Raw genomic sequence first — 19,106 nt, forward strand, 5'->3', positions numbered from 1 at the left:
TGGCCGCGGTCACGGCCACCGCCCCCAGGATGACACCTCGTCGGCCGTGCGGGGGAGCCTGCGGATGTGTCCCCCGGCACCGTCGGCGGGAATCCGGGCGACCGTTCGGCGCCTCGGCCCTAGACTCGATCCGGCCCTCCTCCGGGCCGTCCCCGTCCGAAGAGGAGTCCCACCCGTGATCACCGTGCACGACCTCGCCATCCGCGTCGGCGCCCGGCTGCTCATGAGCGACGTCTCCTTCCAGGTCACCGACGGCGACCGGATCGGCCTGGTGGGTCGCAACGGCGCCGGCAAGACCACGCTGACCAAGGTCCTCTCCGGCACGCTGGACCCCAGCGAGGGCAGCGTCGAGGTCTCCGGCGAGCTCGGCTATCTCCCGCAGGACACCCACAGCGGCGAGGACACCGAGCCGGTGCTCGCCCGGATCCTCTCCGCCCGCGGGCTCGACGGGATCCTGAGGAAGCTGCGCCGCGCCGAGGAGGAGATGGGGGACATGTCCCTCACCGAGGCCCGCCGCGAGAAGGCCATGAACCGGTACCCGCGCCTGGAGGCCGAGCTCGACGCCGCCGGCGGCTACGCGGCCGAGGCCGAGGCCAAGCGGATGGCCGCGAACCTCGGCCTGCCCAACCGGCTGCTCGAACAGGAGCTCGGCACCCTCTCCGGCGGTCAGCGGCGTCGCGTCGAGCTCGCCCGGATCCTGTTCTCGCAGGCCTCCACGATGATCCTCGACGAGCCGACGAACCACCTCGACCACGACTCGATCGTGTGGCTGCGCGAGTACCTGATGAGCTACCGCGGCGGACTGATCGTCATCAGCCACGACGTCGAGCTCGTCGAGCAGGTCGTGAACAAGGTCTTCTACCTCGACGCGAACCGCTCCGCGATCGACATCTACAACATGGGCTGGAAGCAGTACCTGCGCCAGCGCGAGGACGACGAGAAGCGCCGCAGGCGCGAGCGCGCCAACGCCGAGAAGAAGGCCACCCAGCTCACCGCCCAGGCGGAGAAGATGCGCGCGAAGGCCACCAAGGCCGTCGCCGCGCAGAACATGCTGAAGCGGGCCGAGCGGATGCTCGACGGGGTCGAGGGGGAGCGGCAGACCGACCGCGTCGCCTCGCTGCGCTTCCCGAAGCCGGCCCCCTGCGGCAAGACCCCGCTGATGGCCGAGGACCTCTCGAAGTCCTACGGCAGCCTCGAGATCTTCACCGGCGTGGACCTGGCGATCGACCGCGGCTCGCGCGTGGTCATCATCGGCCTGAACGGCGCGGGCAAGACCACTCTGCTGCGGATCCTCGGCGGCGTCGACGCGCCGGACACCGGCCGGATCCTCCCCGGCCACGGCCTGCGCATCGGCTACTACGCCCAGGAGCACGAGACCCTGGACCTGGACCGGACCGTGCTGGAGAACATGATGACGGCGGCCTACGAGCTGCCCGAGGTCGAGGCCCGCAAGATCCTCGGCTCCTTCCTGTTCACGGGCGACGACGTGCACAAGCCCGCCCGGGTGCTCTCCGGCGGGGAGAAGACCCGCCTCGCCCTGGCCGCGCTCGTCGTCTCCAGCGCCAACGTGCTGCTGCTCGACGAGCCGACGAACAACCTCGACCCCGCCAGTCGCGAGGAGATCCTCGGGGCGCTGGCGAACTTCGAGGGCGCCGTCGTGCTGGTCTCCCACGACCCCGGCGCCGTCGCGGCGCTCGATCCCGAGCGGGTGCTGATGATGCCCGACGCCGTCGAGGACCTCTGGAACGCCGAGTACCAGGAGCTCATCGAGCTCGCCTGAGGCGGCGTCGCTCCCCGGCCCTCCCCACGCTCGCCGCGGCCCCGGGGGCAACGCTCGCGGCCTGCGGCTCGCACGGTGTCGGCTCGCCGAAGCCGACCCCGTACATCGTCATCGTCGTGCTCTTCCAGCGCCGGATCGTCCTCGGTTCGACGCAGGGAGCGGTCAAGGGCCGACCCCAGGAGGCAGCCGGCTATGGCCGACTTCGAGATCATGTCCTCGAGGTCGCCATGGGCGAGAGCCTCACCCTCGACGAGGCGCAGGGGACGGAGCTCGCGCGTCGAGCCGCCGAGGACCATCGGCGGGAGATCGCGAACGCCGCGGCGCTGGAGGACTGAGGCCGACTCCCGCGCCCGTCCCTGCGCGGCGCGCCGCGCCCGAGGACGGCACGGACAGCGCGTAGTGTGGCGGACACCTGATATCCGCTGTGAAAGGCCTCCGTGTTCGTCCTCTCCCTCTCCGGTCGCCCCGGCCACGGCCGCGCCGCCGGCGACCCCGTCCCCGCTCTGCTCGAGGCCCTCGAGGGTCTCGAGCTGCCGCTCGCCCCGGAGCGGACCGCCGGCCCGGACGCGCTCGTCCTCGCCTCCCGAGGGGAGACCGCGCTCGAGGCGATGCTGCGGGCGCTCGAGGTGGGGAGCACGGCCGTCGGCCTCGGGATCGGCACGGTGCCGGGGCCGCTGCCCGGCTCGGTCCGCGAGCTCTCCGGCCCCGCCGTCGAGGCCGCTCGGAGCGCCGTGGCCGCGGCGTCGACCACCTCCCAGGTCCCTCTCGCCGTCCGCGCCGCCGATCCCCGCCACGCCGACACCGCCGCCGACGTCGAGGCCGTGCTGCGGCTGATCGGCTGGATGATCCGCGCCCGCAGCCGCGGCCAGTGGCAGCCCGTGCACGAGCTGCGTGAGGATCCGACGGCCACCCAGGCCGTCCTCGCCGAGCGCCTCGGCGTCACCCAGCAGACCGTCTCCCGCGCCGTGAAGACCAGCGGCTGGCGCGAGGAGAGCGCCGCCCATCCGCTCGCCGTGCGACTGCTGAGCATGATCGACCTCACGTCGACCCGCTGAGTCCGGCCCCGCCCCCGAGGGCGGGGGCGCCGCGCGCTATCCTGGGGCCGCCCCGACGACAACCGAGGAGACCCATGGCGACGACGAACGACCTCAAGAACGGAATGGTGCTGGTCATCGACCAGCAGCTCTGGAGCGTGGTCGAGTTCCAGCACGTCAAGCCCGGCAAGGGACCCGCCTTCGTGCGCACCAAGCTCAAGAACGTCCTGTCCGGCAAGGGCGTGGACAAGACCTTCAACGCCGGCGTGAAGGTCGAGACGGCCACCGTGGACCGCCGCGACATGCAGTTCTCCTATCTCGACGGCGACATGTACGTCTTCATGGACACCTCGAACTGGGAGCAGACCAGCCTCACCGAGGAAGTCGTGGGCGACACCAAGGACTTCATGGTCGAGGGCCAGGACGTCGTCATCGCCTTCCACGAGGGCAACGCGCTCTTCGTCGAGCTGCCCGCCTCCGTGGTGCTCGAGATCGAGTTCACCGAGCCCGGCCTGCAGGGCGACCGCTCCAGCGGCGGCACCAAGCCCGCGCGCCTGACCACCGGCCGTGAGATCCAGGTCCCGCTGTTCCTCAACGAGGGCGACAGCGTCAAGGTCGACACCCGCAGCGGCGACTACCTCGAGCGCGTGAAGTGACCCGAGGCTCGACCCCGCAGGGCGCCGACGACCGGTCCGCCCCGCGCCCCACCGGCCTCCCCCTCCCCACCCGGGAGGGGGCGGAGGTCGAGCTCGAGCGGACCGTCCCGGCCGCCGCGGACCGGCTCCACGGACGCTCCCGCGACCGGATCCGCGCCCTGGACGTGCTCTTCGAGGCCGACGCCAAGCAGGCCGACGTGCTCGACGTGCTCGCCGAGCGGCTCCGTCGCACGGCCGCGCAGACCCCGCTGCCCGAGCGCTCCCGCGCCCTGGTCGAGCTCTACGCCCCGCACGCCGTCGACATCGACGAGGACCTCTCCACGCACTCCCGCGACTGGCCGCTGCACCGCATGCCCGCGGTGGACCGCGCGATCCTGCGCCTCGGCGCCGCCGAGGTGCTGCACGGCGAGGAGCCCGGCGCGCGCGGCGCGATCATCGGCGAGTACACCAAGATCGCCGAGGTCCTCTCGACCGACGACTCCCCGCGCTTCGTCAACGGCCTGCTGCAGCGGCTCGTGGACGTGCGCGGCCTGCTCGGCTGAGCAGGACCGGACCCTTCGCAGTCCCCTCCGCCCCCGCCGGGCGCGTCCCCGTCCGAGGGGCGGGCAGGCGGGGGCGGACCCGCACCTGCCGACTACACTCGGCACAGCTCGCACGAGCACCCGACCCTTTAACGACACGTCCCGTGAGGCGTGGAAGGGAGAACATCGCATGACCAGCACCGACCCTGCCCTGGAGAGGGGAGCCGAGAGCTCCCGCGTCCTCGGGCCCGAGGAGATCCGGCGCGCGCTGACCCGCATCGCCCACGAGATCCTCGAGAGCGACCACGGCGCCGAGGACCTCGTCCTGCTCGGCATCCCGCACCGCGGCGTGCCGCTCGCCCGCCGCCTCGCCGAGCTCATCGCCCGCGCCGAGGGCCGCCCCGACGGCGCCGACCTCGCCGACCTGCACGGCGCGCTCGACATCACCATGTACCGCGACGACCTGCGCAGCAATCCCACCCGCGCGCCGAGCCCCACCCGGATCCCCGCCGCCGGCATCGACGGACGCACCGTCGTCCTCGTCGACGACGTGCTCTACTCCGGCCGCACCGTCCGCGCCGCCCTCGACGCGCTCAGCGCCATCGGCCGACCCGCCGCCGTGCGCCTGGCCGTGCTCGTGGACCGCGGCCATCGCGAGCTGCCGATCCGCGCCGACCACGTCGGCAAGAACCTGCCCACCTCGCGCAGCGAGCGCGTGCACGTCCAGCTCACGGAGACCGACGGCACCGATGCGGTGGACATCGTCCGCCCGGCCCGCACGACGGGGGAGGGGCGCGCATGAGGCACTTCATCTCGATCGCGGACCTCCGCCGCGAGGAGGCCCTCGAGGTCCTCGCGACCGCCGAGCACATGGCCCAGACCCAGTCCCGCGCGATCCGCAAGCTGCCCACCCTCGTGGGCACCACCGTCGTGAACCTCTTCTTCGAGGACTCCACCCGCACCCGGATCAGCTTCGAGGCCGCGGCCAAGCGCCTCTCGGCCGACGTCATCAACTTCTCCGCCAAGGGCTCGAGCATCTCCAAGGGCGAGTCGCTGAAGGACACCGCGCTCACCCTCCAGGCGATGGGCGCCGACGCGGTCGTGGTGCGCTCGGGCTCCTCCGGCGCGGCGCACCTGCTCGCCCACGCCGGCTGGATCGACCAGCCCATCGTCAACGCCGGCGACGGCGCGCACGAGCATCCCACCCAGGCGATGCTCGACGCCTTCACCATGCGCCGCCACCTGCGGCCCGGCGACCCGCACGCGGGCCTCGACGGCCTTCACGTCGTGATCGTCGGGGACGTGCTCCACTCCCGCGTCGCCCGCTCGAACGTGCTGCTGCTGACCCTGCTCGGCGCCCGCGTCACGCTCGTGGCACCGCCCGCGCTGGTGCCCGTCGGCGCCTCCGCCTGGCCGTGCGAGATCTCCTATGACCTCGACCAGGCCCTCGCCGCCGGTCCCGACGCCGTGATGATGCTGCGGGTCCAGCACGAGCGGATGGTCGGCGGCGGCTTCTTCCCGACGGCGGGGGAGTACTCCCGCCGCTACGGGCTCAGCGCCGCCCGCGCCGCCTCCCTGCCCGAGCACACGATCGTCATGCATCCCGGACCGATGAACCGCGGCTTCGAGATCGCCGGCTCCGTCGCCGACTCCCCGCGCAGCGTCATCGTCGAGCAGGTCGCCTCCGGCGTGTTCGTGCGCATGGCCGTGCTCTACCACCTGCTCGCCACCGACGCCCGGGAGGCCCCCCGTGACCGCTGACACCACCACCGCCACCACCGGCTCCCCGGCCCCGCTGCTGCTGCGCGGCGGTCGCCCCTACGGCGAGGACGTGCAGGACATCCTGATCCGCGAGGGCCGGATCGCCGCGATCGGCGGCGAGCTCGAGGTGCCGGACGGCGTCGAGGTGATCGACGCCGAGGGCTGCGTGATCCTCCCCGGTCTGGTCGACCTCCACACCCACCTGCGCGAGCCCGGCGGCGAGGAGGCCGAGACCGTCGAGACCGGCACCCGCGCCGCCGCCCGCGGCGGCTTCACCGCCGTGCACGCCATGGCCAACACGACCCCCGTCGCGGACACCGCGGGCGTGGTCGAGCAGGTCGCGATGCGCGGCGAGGCCGCCGGCTGGTGCGCCGTCCGCCCCGTCGGCGCGGTCACCGTGGGCCTCCAGGGCGAGCGCCTTGCCGAGCTCGACGCGATGGCGAACTCCCGCGCCCGCGTCCGCGTGTTCAGCGACGACGGCAAGTGCGTGCACGACCCGGTGCTGATGCGGCGCGCGCTGGAGTACGTGAAGTCCTTCGACGGCGTGATCGCCCAGCACGCCCAGGACCCGCGCCTGACCGAGGGCGCCCAGATGCACGAGGGGCTCGTCTCGGCGGAGCTGGGGCTGACCGGATGGCCGGCCGTGGCCGAGGAGTCGATCATCGCCCGCGACGTGCTGCTGGCCCATCACGTCGGCTCCCGCCTGCACGTCTGCCACCTCTCGACCGCCGGCAGCGTGGACATCGTGCGCTGGGCCAAGCAGCGCGGCATCGCGGTCACCGCCGAGGTCACCCCGCACCACCTGCTGCTGACCGACGAGAACGTGCGCCAGTTCGACGCGGTGTTCAAGGTCAACCCGCCGCTGCGCACCGCCGCGGACGTCGAGGCGGTGCGCGAGGGCCTGGCCGACGGGACCATCGACATCGTCGCGACCGACCACGCCCCCCATCCCGCGGACGCCAAGGACCGCGAGTGGGACCAGGCTGCGATGGGCATGACCGGTCTCGAGACCGCGCTGTCCCTGGTCCAGTCCACGATGGTCGACGAGGGCCGCCTCAGCTGGCGCGACGTCGCCCGGGTGCTCTCCGAGAAGCCCGCCGAGATCGGCCGCGACCAGGACCACGGCCGACCGGTCGCGGTGGGGGAGCCGGCCCATCTGCTCGTCTGGGACCCGCACCCGGTGCGGGTCGCGGACCCCGCCGAGCACGCCTCCCAGGGCCGCAACTCTCCCTTCGCGGGCCTCGAGCTGCCTGGCGCGAACCGGCTCACCCTGCTCGGCGGCCGACCCACCGTGCGCGACGGCGCGGTGGTGGAGAGGTGAGCGGGCGGGTCGTCCCGGTCCTCCTGCTGGCGGTGCTGTTCGCGCTGATGATCGGCGCGATGGTGCTCGGCTGGCGCCGACGGGGCCGCTCGCAGGCCCATCTGCCGGCCCCGTCGGTCCGGACGCTCGAGGAGCTCGGCGAGGCCACCGTCCACGGGCCCGTCGGCGCGGTCTACGTCGACACCGTCCTCGCCGAGCAGCCGCTCGAGCGGGTCGTCGCCCACCGCCTGGGACAGCGCGCCCGCGCCGAGGTCAGCCTCGGCGAGCAGGGCACCTGGCACCTCGAGCGCGAGGGCACCGGGCCGCTCACCATCCCCGCCGCGGCGGTCCGGGAGGTCACCTCCGGGCCCGGTATGGCGGGGAAGTTCATCGGCGGCGACGGCCTGCTGATCATCCGCTGGAGCCTCGGCGACCAGCTCCTGGACACCGGCCTGCGCCTCGACCGGCGCGCCGACCACGACCTCCTGCTCTCCCGGAAGGAGCATTCATGACCACCCCCGCCCCCGCCACCCCCAGGCCCTCGGGCCGTGCGCGCCGCGAGCGCGCGCTGCTGATCCTCGAGGACGGCACCGTGCTGCGCGGCTCCGCCTACGGCGCCCGCGGCGCCCGCTTCGGCGAGGTCGTCTTCACCACCGGCATGACCGGCTACCAGGAGACGCTCTCGGACCCCTCCTACGCCGGGCAGATCGTCGTGCAGACCGCCCCGCACATCGGCAACACCGGGGCGAACGCCGAGGACATGGAGTCCCGCCGCGTGTGGGTGCGCGGCTACGCCGTGCGCGACGCGAGCCGCATCGCCTCGTCCTTCCGCGCCGAGCAGAGCCTCGACGACCTCCTGATCAGCAGCGACGTGGTCGGCATCAGCGACATCGACACCCGCATGCTCACCCGTCGGCTGCGCGAGGAGGGCTCCGCCCGCGGCGGCATCTTCTCCGGAGAGGCCCTCGAGGCCTCTGAGGAGGAGCTGCTCGCCCAGGTGCGCGAGCAGCCGCAGATGGCCGGCTCGAGCTTCGTCGAGGAGGTCACGATCGCCCAGCCCGTCGTGCTCGAGCCCGAGGGCGAGGCGGTCGCGACCGTCGCCGCCGTGGACCTCGGCATCAAGGGCGCCTCGCCGCGCTCCATGCTCGCCCGCGGCCTGCGCGTGCACCTGCTGCCCGCCACGACCTCGCTCGAGGACCTCCTCGCGATCGGTGCCGACGCCGTCTTCTTCTCCAACGGCCCCGGCGACCCCTCCGCCGCGACCGCCCAGATCGAGCTGCTGCGCGGCGTGCTCGACGCAGGCGTGCCCTTCTTCGGCATCTGCTTCGGCAACCAGCTGCTGGGCCGGGCGCTCGGCTTCGACACCTACAAGCTGAAGTTCGGTCACCGCGGCATCAACCAGCCCGTTCAGGACCGCGAGACCGGCCAGGTCGCGATCACCGCGCACAACCACGGCTTCGCCGTCGACGTGCCGCTCGAGGGCGAGCACACCGCCCCCCATGACGGGGGCCGCTACGGCCGGGTCGTCGTCTCGCACGTGGGCCTGAACGACGACGTGGTCGAGGGGCTGCGCTGCCTCGACCTCCCCGCCTTCTCCGTCCAGTACCACCCCGAGGCCGCCGGCGGCCCCCACGACGCCTCGCCCCTCTTCGACCGACTGGTGGAGCTCGCCGTCGCGCACCGCGCCGCCTCCGCCGACAAGGAGTCCTGATGCCCCGCCGTACCGATATCTCCTCCGTCCTCGTCGTCGGCTCCGGCCCGATCGTCATCGGCCAGGCAGCGGAGTTCGACTACTCCGGCACCCAGGCCTGCCGCGTCCTGCGCGAGGAGGGCCTGCGGGTCATCCTGGTCAACTCCAACCCGGCCACGATCATGACCGACCCGGAGATCGCCGACGCCACCTACATCGAGCCGATCGACCCGGACATCATCCGCTCGATCATCGCCGCGGAGCGGCCCGATGCGATCCTGCCGACGCTCGGCGGGCAGACCGCGCTGAACGCCGCGATCGCCCTGGCCGAGAACGGGACCCTCGAGGAGTTCGGCGTCGAGATGATCGGCGCGAACCTCGAGGCGATCAACAAGGCCGAGGACCGCCAGCAGTTCAAGGAGGTCGTCGAGCGGGTCGGCGGCGAGTCCGCCCGCTCGCGGATCTGCCACACCATGGACGAGCTGCTCGAGGCGGCCGACGAGCTCGGCTACCCGATGGTGGTCCGCCCCAGCTTCACCATGGGCGGGCTCGGCTCCGGCATGGCCTACGACGAGGCGGACCTGCGCCGCATCGGCGGCGACGGCCTGCACTACTCGCCGACCTCCGAGGTCCTGCTCGAGGAGTCGATCCTGGGCTGGAAGGAGTTCGAGCTCGAGCTCATGCGCGACAGCGCCGACAACTGCGTCGTGATCTGCTCGATCGAGAACGTCGACCCCGTCGGCGTGCACACCGGCGACTCGGTCACCGTCGCCCCCGCGCTGACCCTCACCGACGTCGAGATGCAGAAGCTGCGCGACCTCGGCATCGCGATCATCCGCGAGGTCGGCGTCGACACCGGCGGCTGCAACGTCCAGTTCGCCACCCACCCCGAGACCGGCCGCATCGTCGTGATCGAGATGAACCCCCGCGTCTCCCGCTCCTCGGCGCTCGCCTCGAAGGCCACCGGCTTCCCGATCGCGAAGATCGCCGCGCGCGTCGCGATCGGCTACACCCTCGACGAGATCCGCAACGACATCACCGGCACCACCCCGGCCAGCTTCGAGCCGGCGCTGGACTACGTCGTGGTCAAGGTGCCCCGCTTCGCCTTCGAGAAGTTCCCCGCCGCGGACCCGACGCTCACCACCACCATGAAGAGCGTCGGCGAGGCGATGGCCCTGGGCCGCAACTTCACCGAGGCCCTCGGCAAGGCGCAGCGCTCCATCGACGCCAAGGGGGCGTCCCTGGACTACACGGGCACGCCGCCGAGCGCCGCCGAGGTCGCCGCTCTGCTGGACGAGGTGCGCACCCCGACCTCCGAGCGCCTGGTCGCCATCGCGCGGATCCTGTGGTCCGCGGCGGAGGGGATCCTCGACCCCGTCGAGACCCTCGACCGCCTCGTCGAGGCGACGGCGATCGACCGCTGGTTCCTCGACCAGATGCTGATCGTCGCCGAGCTGGCCGCGGAGATCCGCGCGAGCGACGTGCTGGACGCGGACCTGCTGGGCCTGGCCAAGCGGCACGGCCTCTCCGACGAGCAGATCGGCGCGCTCACCGGCCGCAGCGGCGACGTCGTCAAGGGCGTGCGCGAGGCGCTGGGGATCAACCCGGTCTACAAGACGGTGGACACCTGCGCCGCGGAGTTCGCCTCCCGCACCCCGTACCACTACTCGACCTACGACCAGGAGACCGAGATCGAGCCCCGCGAGAAGCCCGCGGTGCTGATCCTCGGCTCGGGCCCCAACCGCATCGGCCAGGGCATCGAGTTCGACTACTCCTGCGTCCACGCGGCGATCGCGCTCGGCGATCCGGAGCTGCCCGGCGGCGGCTACGAGACGGTCATGATCAACTGCAACCCCGAGACGGTCTCGACCGACTACGACATCGCCGACCGGCTCTACTTCGAGCCGCTCACCTTCGAGGACGTCGTCGAGGTGTACGAGGCGGAGAAGGCCGCCGGCCCCGTCGCCGGCGTCATCGTCCAGCTCGGCGGCCAGACCCCGCTGTCCCTCGCGCGCCGTCTCGAGGCGGAGGGTCTGCCGATCATCGGCACCAGCCCCGCCGCGATCGACAACGCCGAGGACCGGGGCCACTTCGGCGCCGTCCTGGCCGAGGCCGACCTGCCCGCCCCGCCCTACGGCACCGCCTGGGCGCTGAACGACGCGATCGAGGTCGCCGCGGAGGTCGGCTATCCGGTGCTCGTGCGCCCCAGCTACGTGCTCGGCGGCCGCGGCATGGAGATCGTCTTCGACGAGGCGGGGCTGGTCGACTACGTCGGCCGCAACCTGCCCGACGGCGGCCGCGCCGAGGCCCCGATCCTCATCGACAGCTTCCTGGACACCGCGATCGAGATCGACGTGGACGCCCTCTACGACGGCGAGGAGCTCTACCTCGCCGGCGTCATGGAGCACATCGAGGAGGCAGGCATCCACTCCGGCGACTCCGCCTGCACCCTGCCGCCGGTCACCCTCGGCGATCCGGTGCTCGAGCGGATCCGCGCCTCGACCCTCGCGATCGCCGAGGGCGTGGGCGTACGCGGCCTGCTCAACGTGCAGTACGCGCTCTCCCACGGCGTGCTCTACGTGCTCGAGGCGAACCCCCGCGCCTCCCGCACCGTGCCCTTCGTCGCGAAGGCCACCGGCGTGCCGCTCGCGCAGGCGGCGGCGCTGCTCATGGCCGGTACCTCGATCGCGGATCTGCGCCGTGGCGGCGTGCTCCCGGCCACCGGCGATGGCTCGGACCTGCCCGAGGACTCGCCGATCGCGGTGAAGGAGGCGGTGCTGCCGTTCAAGCGCTTCCGCACCCGCGAGGGACGCGCCGTGGACTCGGTGCTCGGCCCGGAGATGCGCTCGACGGGCGAGGTGATGGGCATGGACTCGACCTTCCCGCTCGCCTTCGCGAAGTCGCAGCTGGCGATCTCCGGCCAGGGCCTGCCCACCGCGGGCACCGCCTTCGTCTCGGTCTCCGACCGCGACAAGCGCTCGCTCCCGCTGCCGGTCGCGCGCCTGGCCGCGCTGGGCTTCGAGATCCTCACCACCGAGGGCACCGGGCGGGTGCTCGGCCGCTACGGGATCCCCTGCCGCGTGCTGCGCAAGGCCTCGGAGGAGGGCGAGGGCGCGAGCGTCATCGACCTCATCGAGGCGGGCGAGGTGGACCTCGTGCTGAACACCCCCTCCGGCTCCAACGCCCGTGTCGACGGCTACGCGATCCGCGCCGCCGCGACCAGCATGGACGTCCCGATGATCACGACGCTGCAGGAGTTCCAGGCGGCCGTCCAGGCGATCGAGGCGCGCCCCGTGGAGCCCTTCGAGGTGCGCAGCATCCAGGACCACACCGCGCGTCTGCGCGAGGTGCGGGCGGCCGGGGCATCGGCATGAGCACCGCCCCGGCGAGCTTCGGACGGCGCCTGCAGGAGGAGACGGCCGCGCGCGGCCGCCTCGTCGCGGGCGTCGACCCGCACGCCGCGCTGCTGGAGTCCTGGGGGCTCCCCGACAGCCCCGCGGGGCTGCGGGAGTTCTCCCGCACGGTGCTCGAGGCCGTCGCCGGGAACGTCGTCGCGCTCAAGCCGCAGTCGGCGTTCTTCGAGCGCCACGGCAGCGCCGGCGTCGCGGTGCTCGAGGAGCTGCTGGCCGCGGCCCGCGCGGCGGGGGTGCTCACGATCCTCGACGTCAAGCGGGGCGACATCGGCTCGACGATGGACGCCTATGCGCAGGCGCACCTGCTGCCCGGTGCGCCGCTCGAGGCCGACGCGATCACCGTCAGCCCCTATCTGGGCACCGGCTCCCTCGACCCCGCCGCCCGGCTCGCCCTCGCCCACGGCAAGGGGCTGTTCCTCCTCGCGCTGACCTCCAACCCCGACGGACCGCAGGTCCAGCACGCGCTGACCGCACAGGACACGCCGGTCGCGCTGGAGATCGCGCGACACGCCGAGAGGATCGGCGGCGCCGCGCCGGGGGAGTGGTCGAGCATCGGCCTGGTCGTCGGCGCGACCGTCGGCGACGCCTACCGCCGCCTCGGGCTGGACGCCGCCGCACCCTCGGTCCCGCTCCTCGCCCCCGGCGTCGGGGCCCAGGGCGCCGGACCTGCGGAGATCGCCGATGTCTTCGGTGAACGTGCAGGTCAGGCGCTGGTCTCGGTGTCCCGCGGCCTGCTCGCGGCAGGGCCGGACCGGGCGGCGCTCGCCCAGCGCGCGGAGGAGCTGGCAACGACCTTCCGCTGAGGCCGAGGAGCTCTCCCGCACGGGGCCCCGACACCGCCGGAGGACGGCGGGTTCGAGGCCCCGAAACGCACCGGACCTGGGACTTAGCGTGTCAAAAGTGCCCTCGGCCACGAATATGGGGTTACGCTCTTCCCACACCGGGCTCCTCCCGGACCCGCAGGACAACCGCGACAGAACAAGAGGTAAGAACAGTGGCTCTCCCTCCCCTCACCCCTGAGCAGCGGGCCGAGGCCCTGAAGAAGGCCGCCGAGGCCCGCCGCGAGCGCGCGGCCATCAAGGCGCGACTCAAGGACAGCGCCGGCCACCGCGGCGAGGAGATCAAGAAGGTCCTCGAGGAGGCCGAGACCAACGAGATCGTCGGTCGTCTCCGCGTCTCCGCCCTGCTCGAGGCCCTGCCCGGCGTCGGCAAGGTCAAGGCCCAGCAGATCATGGAGGAGATCGGCATCTCGCCCTCCCGCAAGATCCGCGGCCTCGGCTCGCACCAGGCGGAGAAGCTCGTCGCCCACTTCTCCGAGTGAGCCCTGATCTTCCCACCGGGGCCGGCGCCGCGACGGCACCGGCCCCGGTCACCGTCCTGGCAGGCCCCACCGCGGTGGGGAAGGGGACCGTCTCCGCGGCGATCCGCGCCCGCTACCCGCAGATCTGGCTGTCCGTCTCCGCGACCACGCGTGCGCCCCGCCCGGGCGAGGTCGACGGCGTGCACTACCGCTTCGTGGGCGAGGAGGAGTTCTCCCGCCTGATCGAGGACGGCCAGATGCTCGAGTGGGCCGTGGTCCACGGCCGCAACAAGTACGGCACCCCGCGCGGTCCCGTCGAGGAGAAGGTCGCCGAGGGCCGCCCCGTGCTGCTCGAGATCGACCTCGCCGGCGCCCGTCAGGTGCGCGAGAGCCTCCCCGAGGCGCGCTTCGTCTTCCTCGCCCCGCCGGACTGGGACACGCTCGTGCAGCGCCTCGTGGGCCGCGGCACGGAGGACGAGGAGGAGCGCGAGCGCCGTCTCGCGACCGCCCGGGTCGAGCTCGCCGCGGAGGACGAGTTCGACGTGACCATCGTCAACGACTCGGTGGACCGCGCCGCCGACGAGCTCGCACGCCTGCTCGGCGTGAACGACCTCACCTGACCCCTCTCGCTCCTTCCCTCGCCGTCGCGCGCGGCGTGGCGTATTCTGGAGCGTCGCACGTCGTCACCCAGGAAGGGACATCCGTGGCCGGAACAGTCGCACAGCCCGAAGGCATCACGAACCCCCCGATCGACCGTCTGCTCGAGACCGTCGACTCGAAGTACGCCCTGGTGCTGTACGCCTCCCAGCGCGCCCGCCAGATCAACGCGTACTACTCGCAGCTCTCCGAGGGCCTGCTCGAGTTCGTCGGCCCGCTGGTCGACGTCGAGAACCAGGAGAAGCCGCTCTCGATCGCGCTGCGCGAGATCGACGAGGGCCTCCTCACCGTCCGCGAGATCGACGAGGAGGAGTACGCCGCGCAGAACGAGCCGGACCCCAACGCCCCGGCCCCGCTGCTGCTCGGCGACGACGCCCCCGAGGTCCCGCCGACCGACTTCCCCCTTTGATCCCGGCCCTCGCCGGTCGTCGCACGGAGCAGGCATGAGCAGCCAGCCGCGCACGCTCGCCGGAGCCCGCGTCCTCGTGGGCGTCGGCGGTGGGATCGCCGCCTACAAGACCGCGCACCTGGTGCGCGGTCTTGTCGGTGCAGGGGCCGAGGTGCGGGTGGTCCCCACCCCCGCCTCGCTCGAGTTCGTGGGCTCCTCGACCTGGGAGGCGCTCAGCCACCACCCGGTGCTCACCTCCGTCTTCGAGGACGTCGACGAGGTCGCCCACGTGCGGCACGGCCAGCAGGCCGATCTCACCGTCATCGCCCCCGCCACCGCGGACCTGCTGGCGCGGATGCGGATGGGCCGCGCCGACGACATGCTCACCGCCTCGCTGCTGGTGACCCGCGGCCCCGTGGTCGTCGCCCCCGCCATGCACACCGAGATGTGGGAGCACCCCTCCACCCGCGAGAACGTCGCCGTGCTGCGCGAGCGGGGGGTGACCGTGCTCGAGCCCGCCGTCGGCCGCCTCACCGGCCCCGACTCCGGACCGGGCCGCCTGCCCGAGCCCGAGGCGATCCTCGACGCCGCCCGCGCCGCGATCGCCGCGCCGCGCGACGAGCGCGGGGGGGCGCTGCGCGATCTCGTCGGCCGCGAGCTGCTGATCACGGCCGGCGGCACCCGCGAGGAGCTCGACCCCGTCCGCTTCCTCGCCAACCACTCCTCCGGCCGACAGGGCTGGGCCCTCGCCCATGCGGCCCTCGTGCGCGGCGCGCGGGTGCGCCTGGCCGCCGCGAACGTCGCGCTCGAGACCCCGCCCGGCGCGGACCGCCTCGACGTGGGCAGCGCCGCCGAGCTCGCCGAGCTCGTCGCCGCCCAGCTCGGCCAGGTCGACGCGCTCGTCATGGCCGCCGCCGTGGCGGACTTCACCTCCGCCGGCCGCGCGGACCAGAAGATCAAGAAGGACGAGTCCGCCCCGGACTCCGTGCCGACCCTCGCCCTGGCCCGCACCCAGGACATCCTGCGTCACAGCGTCATCTCCCGCGGCGGGGCCGCGCGCCCCGCGATCGTGGGCTTCGCCGCCGAGACCGGCGGGGACGGCGCCGCGGCCCTGGACCTCGCCCGGCGCAAGGCGCGCCGCAAGGGCGCCGACCTGCTGGTCTTCAACGACGTCAGCGCCGGGGTGTTCGGCACCGCGGACAACGAGGTGCGGATCCTGGACCGCGACGGCGAGGAGGTCGCGCACGCCGCGGGCAGCAAGACCCTCGTCGCCCACGCCGTGCTCGACGAGCTCGTCGGTCGTCTCCCGGAAGTACCCTGATCCCCATGACCACCAGCGAGCTGCGCACCTTCACGTCCGAATCGGTCACCGGGGGGCATCCCGACAAGATCTGCGACCAGATCTCCGACGCGATCCTCGACGACATGCTGAGCCAGGACACCGGCGCCCGCGTCGCCGTGGAGACCATGGTCACCACCGGGCTCGTGCACGTCGCCGGCGAGGTCCGCACGACCGGCTACAGCGACGTCTCCAACATCGTGCGCGACGTGATCCGCGAGATCGGCTACGACTCCTCCGAGAAGGGCTTCGACGCGGACTCCTGCGGCGTCGAGGTCTCGATCGGCGCGCAGTCCCCGGACATCGCCCAGGGGGTGGACACCTCCTTCGAGGCGCGAGGCGACGTCGCGGCCGAGGCCTTTGCGCGTCTCGGCGCCGGTGACCAGGGGCTCATGTTCGGCTACGCCTGCAACGACACCCCCGAGCTGATGCCGCTGCCGATCCACGCCGCGCACCGCCTCACCCAGAACCTCTCCACCGCCCGCCGCGACGGCGTGCTGCCCTACCTCCGCCCCGACGGCAAGACCCAGGTCTCCATCGGCTACGACGAGGACGGCGTGGCCCGCAGCGTCGAGGCCGTCGTCGTCTCCACGCAGCACAGCGAGGAGGTCGACCTCGACGCCCAACTCGCGCCCGCGATCTCCAAGGTCGTCATCGCCCCGGTCCTCGAGGACCTCGCCGCGCAGGGCCTGGACGTCTCCGAGGTCGTCACCCACATCAACCCCTCCGGCCGCTTCGTGCTCGGCGGGCCCAAGGGCGATGCGGGCCTGACCGGCCGCAAGATCATCGTCGACACCTACGGCGGGATGGCCCGCCACGGCGGCGGCGCCTTCTCCGGCAAGGACCCCAGCAAGGTCGACCGCTCCGGCGCCTACGCCATGCGCTGGGTCGCCAAGAACATCGTCGCCGCCGGCCTCGCCGACCGCTGCGAGGTGCAGGTCGCCTACGCGATCGGCGTCGCCGAGCCGGTGGGCCTGTACGTCGAGACCTTCGGCACCGGGAAGGCGCCCGCGCACCGGATCGCCGCCGCCGTGCGCAAGGTCTTCGACCTCCGCCCCGCCGCGCTGATCGAGGCGCTGGACCTGCTGCGCCCGATCTACTCCCTCACCTCCGTGCACGGCCACTTCGGCCGGGAGCTGCCCGAGTTCACCTGGGAGCGCCGCGACCGCGCCGAGGAGCTGGAGCGCGCCCTGTGACCGCCCCCGTTACCTCCGGCGCCCCCGGCGCGGGCCGCACCGCCCCGACGCTGGACCCCGCCCTCGCCGCCCGGCTCAAGCACGACGGCGCCGGCCTGCTCACCGCCGTCGTGCAGGACGCGAGCGACCTGCGGGTGCTGATGGTCGGCTGGATGGACGACGAGGCGCTGCGGCGCACGCTCACCACGGGCCGGGCGACCTACTGGTCCCGCTCCCGCGGCGAGTACTGGCGCAAGGGCGACACCTCCGGCCACGTCCAGTTCGTGCGCTCCGTCGCGCTGGACTGCGACGGCGACACCCTGCTGGTGCAGGTCGACCAGGTCGGGGCCGCCTGCCACCGCGGCACCGACACCTGCTTCGACGGCGGCGACCTGGACGCCGTCGTGCTGACCGAGAAGGAGCGTTCCCTGTGACCGTCGAGGACGCCCGCCCCGAGGCCTATCCCGAGCGCATCGGCGGCCGTGAGGGCATCGCGCTGGGCGAGATCACCCCGGACCGCGAGACCTTCCGCGAGCTCGCCGCACGCCAGCGGGTCGTCCCCGTCTCGGTGCGGCTGCTGGCCGACGAGGACACCCCCGTCTCGCTCTACCGCCGGCTCACCGCCGACGGCGGCACCCGCGGCACCTTCCTGCTGGAATCCGCCGGGGAGGGCGAGGCCTCCCGGTACTCGATCATCGGCACCCGCGCCCGTGCGGTGCTCACCGAGCGGGACGGCGCCGCGCACTGGCGCGGCGACGTCCCCGCCGGGGTGCCCACCTCCGGCAGCCCCGTCGAGGCCCTCGCGGCCGTGACCTCCGCGTTCCGCGCAGCCCGCCAGCCGCATCTGCCGCCCTTCTCCGGCGGGCTCGTCGGCTACGTCGCCTACGACGCGGTGCGCCACTGGGAGAAGCTGCCCGAGGCGCCGCCGGACGAGATCGGTCTGCCGGACCTCTCGATGCTGCTGGCCCAGGACATCGTCGTCCACGACGCCCACGACTCGACCGTCGTCCTGGTCGCCAACGCCCTGAACCTCAACGCCACCGACGACGGCGTGGACGCCGCCTACGACGACGCCCTCGCCCGCCTCGAGACGCTCCGTCAGAGGCTGCGCACCCCCGCGGTCGGCGGGCCGACCGTCTACGACGCCGTCAGCGACCTCGAGCCCAAGGCCCGCACCGCCCAGCGCGAGTACGAGGCCGCGGTCCACGAGGCGGTGCGCGACATCATCGACGGGGAGATCTTCCAGGTCGTCCCCTCGCAGCGCTTCTCCCTGCCGATCGCGGCGGACCCGCTGGACGTGTACCGGGTGCTGCGCCGCATGAACCCCAGCCCCTACATGTACCTGCTGCGCACCGAGGACGCCGACGGAGAGCCGATCGACGTGGTCGGCGCGAGCCCCGAGTCGCTCGTGACCGTCCGAGGCACCACCGCGACGACCCACCCGATCGCCGGCTCCCGCCCCCGCGGCGCGAGCCTGGAGGAGGACGAGCGCCTGGCGGCCGAGTTGCTGGCCGACCCGAAGGAGCGCTCCGAGCACCTCATGCTCGTGGACCTCGCCCGCAACGACCTGCAGAAGTTCTGCGCTCCCGGCACCGTGGTGGTGCGGGACTTCATGCACATCGAGCGGTTCAGCCACATCCAGCACATCGTCTCCACCGTCACCGGCACCCTGCGCGAGGATGCCACGGCCTACGAGGCGCTGCGTGCCACCTTCCCGGCCGGCACACTCTCCGGCGCCCCGAAGCCCTCCGCGATGCGGATCATCGACCGGCTCGAGCCCGTGCGCCGCGGCGTCTACGGCGGGACGGTCGGCTACTTCGACTTCGCCGGCGACATGGACATGGCGATCGCGATCCGCACCGCCGTGATCAAGGACGGCACCGCGCACGTGCAGGCCGGCGGGGGAGTGGTCGCCGACTCCGACGCGACCATGGAGCACCGCGAGACCCAGGCCAAGGCCGCCGCCGCGCTGCGCGCCGCCGCCTCCGCCGACACCCTCCGCCCCGCATGAGCGCCGAGCAGCGACCGCGCCGCACCGGGCCCTCGCGCCGCGCCGCCGTGCTCGGCGGCCTCGTCGCCGCGGGCGCCCTGG

Annotated in this window: 19 protein-coding genes; all 19 read left to right on the top strand. The window is 73.1% G+C overall.

The genetic code is table 11. The features are described 5' to 3' along the window. The first annotated feature begins 175 nt into the window (after positions 1 to 175). The 19 genes from Y09_RS08140 (at position 176) to Y09_RS08225 (ending at position 19,025) form a co-directional block, all read left to right on the top strand. Positions 176 to 1,780 carry an ABC-F family ATP-binding cassette domain-containing protein gene (locus tag Y09_RS08140; RefSeq protein ID WP_053917268.1) on the top strand — a complete coding sequence of 535 codons (1,605 nt, stop codon included), beginning with the start codon at positions 176 to 178 and terminating at the stop codon, positions 1,778 to 1,780. A gap of 116 nt (positions 1,781 to 1,896) precedes the next feature. Continuing rightward, positions 1,897 to 2,115 (top strand): hypothetical protein, encoded by a 219-nt coding sequence (locus Y09_RS17205; RefSeq protein ID WP_148639582.1) that lies wholly within the window; start codon positions 1,897 to 1,899, stop codon positions 2,113 to 2,115. 102 nt (positions 2,116 to 2,217) lie between these two features. Next, positions 2,218 to 2,835: a helix-turn-helix domain-containing protein gene (locus Y09_RS08145; protein WP_053917269.1), complete on the top strand. Its 618-nt coding sequence runs from the start codon at positions 2,218 to 2,220 to the stop codon at positions 2,833 to 2,835. Between the two features lie 74 nt (positions 2,836 to 2,909). Next, positions 2,910 to 3,470, top strand: a complete 561-nt coding sequence (efp, locus tag Y09_RS08150) for an elongation factor P (RefSeq protein WP_010550645.1) — start codon at positions 2,910 to 2,912, stop codon at positions 3,468 to 3,470. Then, positions 3,467 to 4,012, top strand: a complete 546-nt coding sequence (nusB, locus tag Y09_RS08155; protein ID WP_010550646.1) for a transcription antitermination factor NusB — start codon at positions 3,467 to 3,469, stop codon at positions 4,010 to 4,012. Before efp ends, nusB begins: the two co-directional genes overlap by 4 nt. Before the next feature lie 169 nt (positions 4,013 to 4,181). Beyond that, complete coding sequence (gene pyrR / locus Y09_RS08160) at positions 4,182 to 4,793, top strand: bifunctional pyr operon transcriptional regulator/uracil phosphoribosyltransferase PyrR (RefSeq protein WP_010550647.1); 612 nt, start codon at positions 4,182 to 4,184, stop codon at positions 4,791 to 4,793. Then, positions 4,790 to 5,752: an aspartate carbamoyltransferase catalytic subunit gene (locus Y09_RS08165; RefSeq protein WP_010550648.1), complete on the top strand. Its 963-nt coding sequence runs from the start codon at positions 4,790 to 4,792 to the stop codon at positions 5,750 to 5,752. The genes pyrR and Y09_RS08165 overlap by 4 nt, the downstream gene beginning before the upstream one ends. Further along, complete coding sequence (locus Y09_RS08170) at positions 5,742 to 7,073, top strand: dihydroorotase (RefSeq protein WP_053917270.1); 1,332 nt, start codon at positions 5,742 to 5,744, stop codon at positions 7,071 to 7,073. The genes Y09_RS08165 and Y09_RS08170 overlap by 11 nt, the downstream gene beginning before the upstream one ends. Continuing rightward, positions 7,070 to 7,564 carry a hypothetical protein gene (locus tag Y09_RS08175; protein ID WP_053917271.1) on the top strand — a complete coding sequence of 165 codons (495 nt, stop codon included), beginning with the start codon at positions 7,070 to 7,072 and terminating at the stop codon, positions 7,562 to 7,564. Before Y09_RS08170 ends, Y09_RS08175 begins: the two co-directional genes overlap by 4 nt. Next, complete coding sequence (gene carA, locus Y09_RS08180; RefSeq protein WP_010550651.1) at positions 7,561 to 8,763, top strand: glutamine-hydrolyzing carbamoyl-phosphate synthase small subunit; 1,203 nt, start codon at positions 7,561 to 7,563, stop codon at positions 8,761 to 8,763. The genes Y09_RS08175 and carA overlap by 4 nt, the downstream gene beginning before the upstream one ends. Next, entirely contained in the window at positions 8,763 to 12,116 is a 3,354-nt protein-coding gene (carB, locus tag Y09_RS08185; protein WP_053917272.1) for a carbamoyl-phosphate synthase large subunit, read from the top strand. The genes carA and carB overlap by 1 nt, the downstream gene beginning before the upstream one ends. Next, on the top strand, positions 12,113 to 12,958 hold the full coding sequence (gene pyrF, locus Y09_RS08190; RefSeq protein WP_053917273.1) for an orotidine-5'-phosphate decarboxylase: 846 nt from the start codon (positions 12,113 to 12,115) through the stop codon (positions 12,956 to 12,958). The genes carB and pyrF overlap by 4 nt, the downstream gene beginning before the upstream one ends. Before the next feature lie 191 nt (positions 12,959 to 13,149). Continuing rightward, positions 13,150 to 13,476, top strand: a complete 327-nt coding sequence (gene mihF / locus Y09_RS08195) for an integration host factor, actinobacterial type (protein ID WP_053917274.1) — start codon at positions 13,150 to 13,152, stop codon at positions 13,474 to 13,476. Beyond that, positions 13,473 to 14,075, top strand: a complete 603-nt coding sequence (gmk, locus tag Y09_RS08200; RefSeq protein ID WP_010550655.1) for a guanylate kinase — start codon at positions 13,473 to 13,475, stop codon at positions 14,073 to 14,075. The genes mihF and gmk overlap by 4 nt, the downstream gene beginning before the upstream one ends. A gap of 83 nt (positions 14,076 to 14,158) precedes the next feature. Continuing rightward, positions 14,159 to 14,521, top strand: a complete 363-nt coding sequence (rpoZ, locus tag Y09_RS08205) for a DNA-directed RNA polymerase subunit omega (RefSeq protein WP_010550656.1) — start codon at positions 14,159 to 14,161, stop codon at positions 14,519 to 14,521. Between the two features lie 34 nt (positions 14,522 to 14,555). Next, a complete protein-coding gene (gene coaBC / locus Y09_RS08210) occupies positions 14,556 to 15,821 on the top strand; it encodes a bifunctional phosphopantothenoylcysteine decarboxylase/phosphopantothenate--cysteine ligase CoaBC (protein ID WP_053917275.1) in 1,266 nt (421 codons plus the stop codon). Between the two features lie 5 nt (positions 15,822 to 15,826). Next, complete coding sequence (metK, locus tag Y09_RS08215) at positions 15,827 to 17,035, top strand: methionine adenosyltransferase (RefSeq protein WP_053917276.1); 1,209 nt, start codon at positions 15,827 to 15,829, stop codon at positions 17,033 to 17,035. Further along, positions 17,032 to 17,448 (top strand): phosphoribosyl-AMP cyclohydrolase, encoded by a 417-nt coding sequence (gene hisI, locus Y09_RS08220; protein WP_053917277.1) that lies wholly within the window; start codon positions 17,032 to 17,034, stop codon positions 17,446 to 17,448. The genes metK and hisI overlap by 4 nt, the downstream gene beginning before the upstream one ends. After that, entirely contained in the window at positions 17,445 to 19,025 is a 1,581-nt protein-coding gene (locus tag Y09_RS08225) for an anthranilate synthase component I (RefSeq protein WP_082358699.1), read from the top strand. The genes hisI and Y09_RS08225 overlap by 4 nt, the downstream gene beginning before the upstream one ends. Positions 19,026 to 19,106 lie beyond the last annotated feature (81 nt).

It is taken from the genome of Brachybacterium sp. SW0106-09 (assembly GCF_001293905.1).
In the GTDB taxonomy this organism is placed as follows: domain Bacteria; phylum Actinomycetota; class Actinomycetes; order Actinomycetales; family Dermabacteraceae; genus Brachybacterium; species Brachybacterium conglomeratum.

What these genes read in the sequence shown, in the direction of transcription:
- pyrR (WP_010550647.1), top strand. Translation starts at nt 4,182, where the DNA reads ATGACCAGCACCGACCCTGCCCTGGAGAGGGGAGCCGAGAGCTCCCGC.
- carA (WP_010550651.1), top strand. Translation starts at nt 7,561, where the DNA reads ATGACCACCCCCGCCCCCGCCACCCCCAGGCCCTCGGGCCGTGCGCGC.
- Y09_RS08165 (WP_010550648.1), top strand. Translation starts at nt 4,790, where the DNA reads ATGAGGCACTTCATCTCGATCGCGGACCTCCGCCGCGAGGAGGCCCTC.
- coaBC (WP_053917275.1), top strand. Translation starts at nt 14,556, where the DNA reads ATGAGCAGCCAGCCGCGCACGCTCGCCGGAGCCCGCGTCCTCGTGGGC.
- pyrF (WP_053917273.1), top strand. Translation starts at nt 12,113, where the DNA reads ATGAGCACCGCCCCGGCGAGCTTCGGACGGCGCCTGCAGGAGGAGACG.
- efp (WP_010550645.1), top strand. Translation starts at nt 2,910, where the DNA reads ATGGCGACGACGAACGACCTCAAGAACGGAATGGTGCTGGTCATCGAC.
- metK (WP_053917276.1), top strand. Translation starts at nt 15,827, where the DNA reads ATGACCACCAGCGAGCTGCGCACCTTCACGTCCGAATCGGTCACCGGG.
- carB (WP_053917272.1), top strand. Translation starts at nt 8,763, where the DNA reads ATGCCCCGCCGTACCGATATCTCCTCCGTCCTCGTCGTCGGCTCCGGC.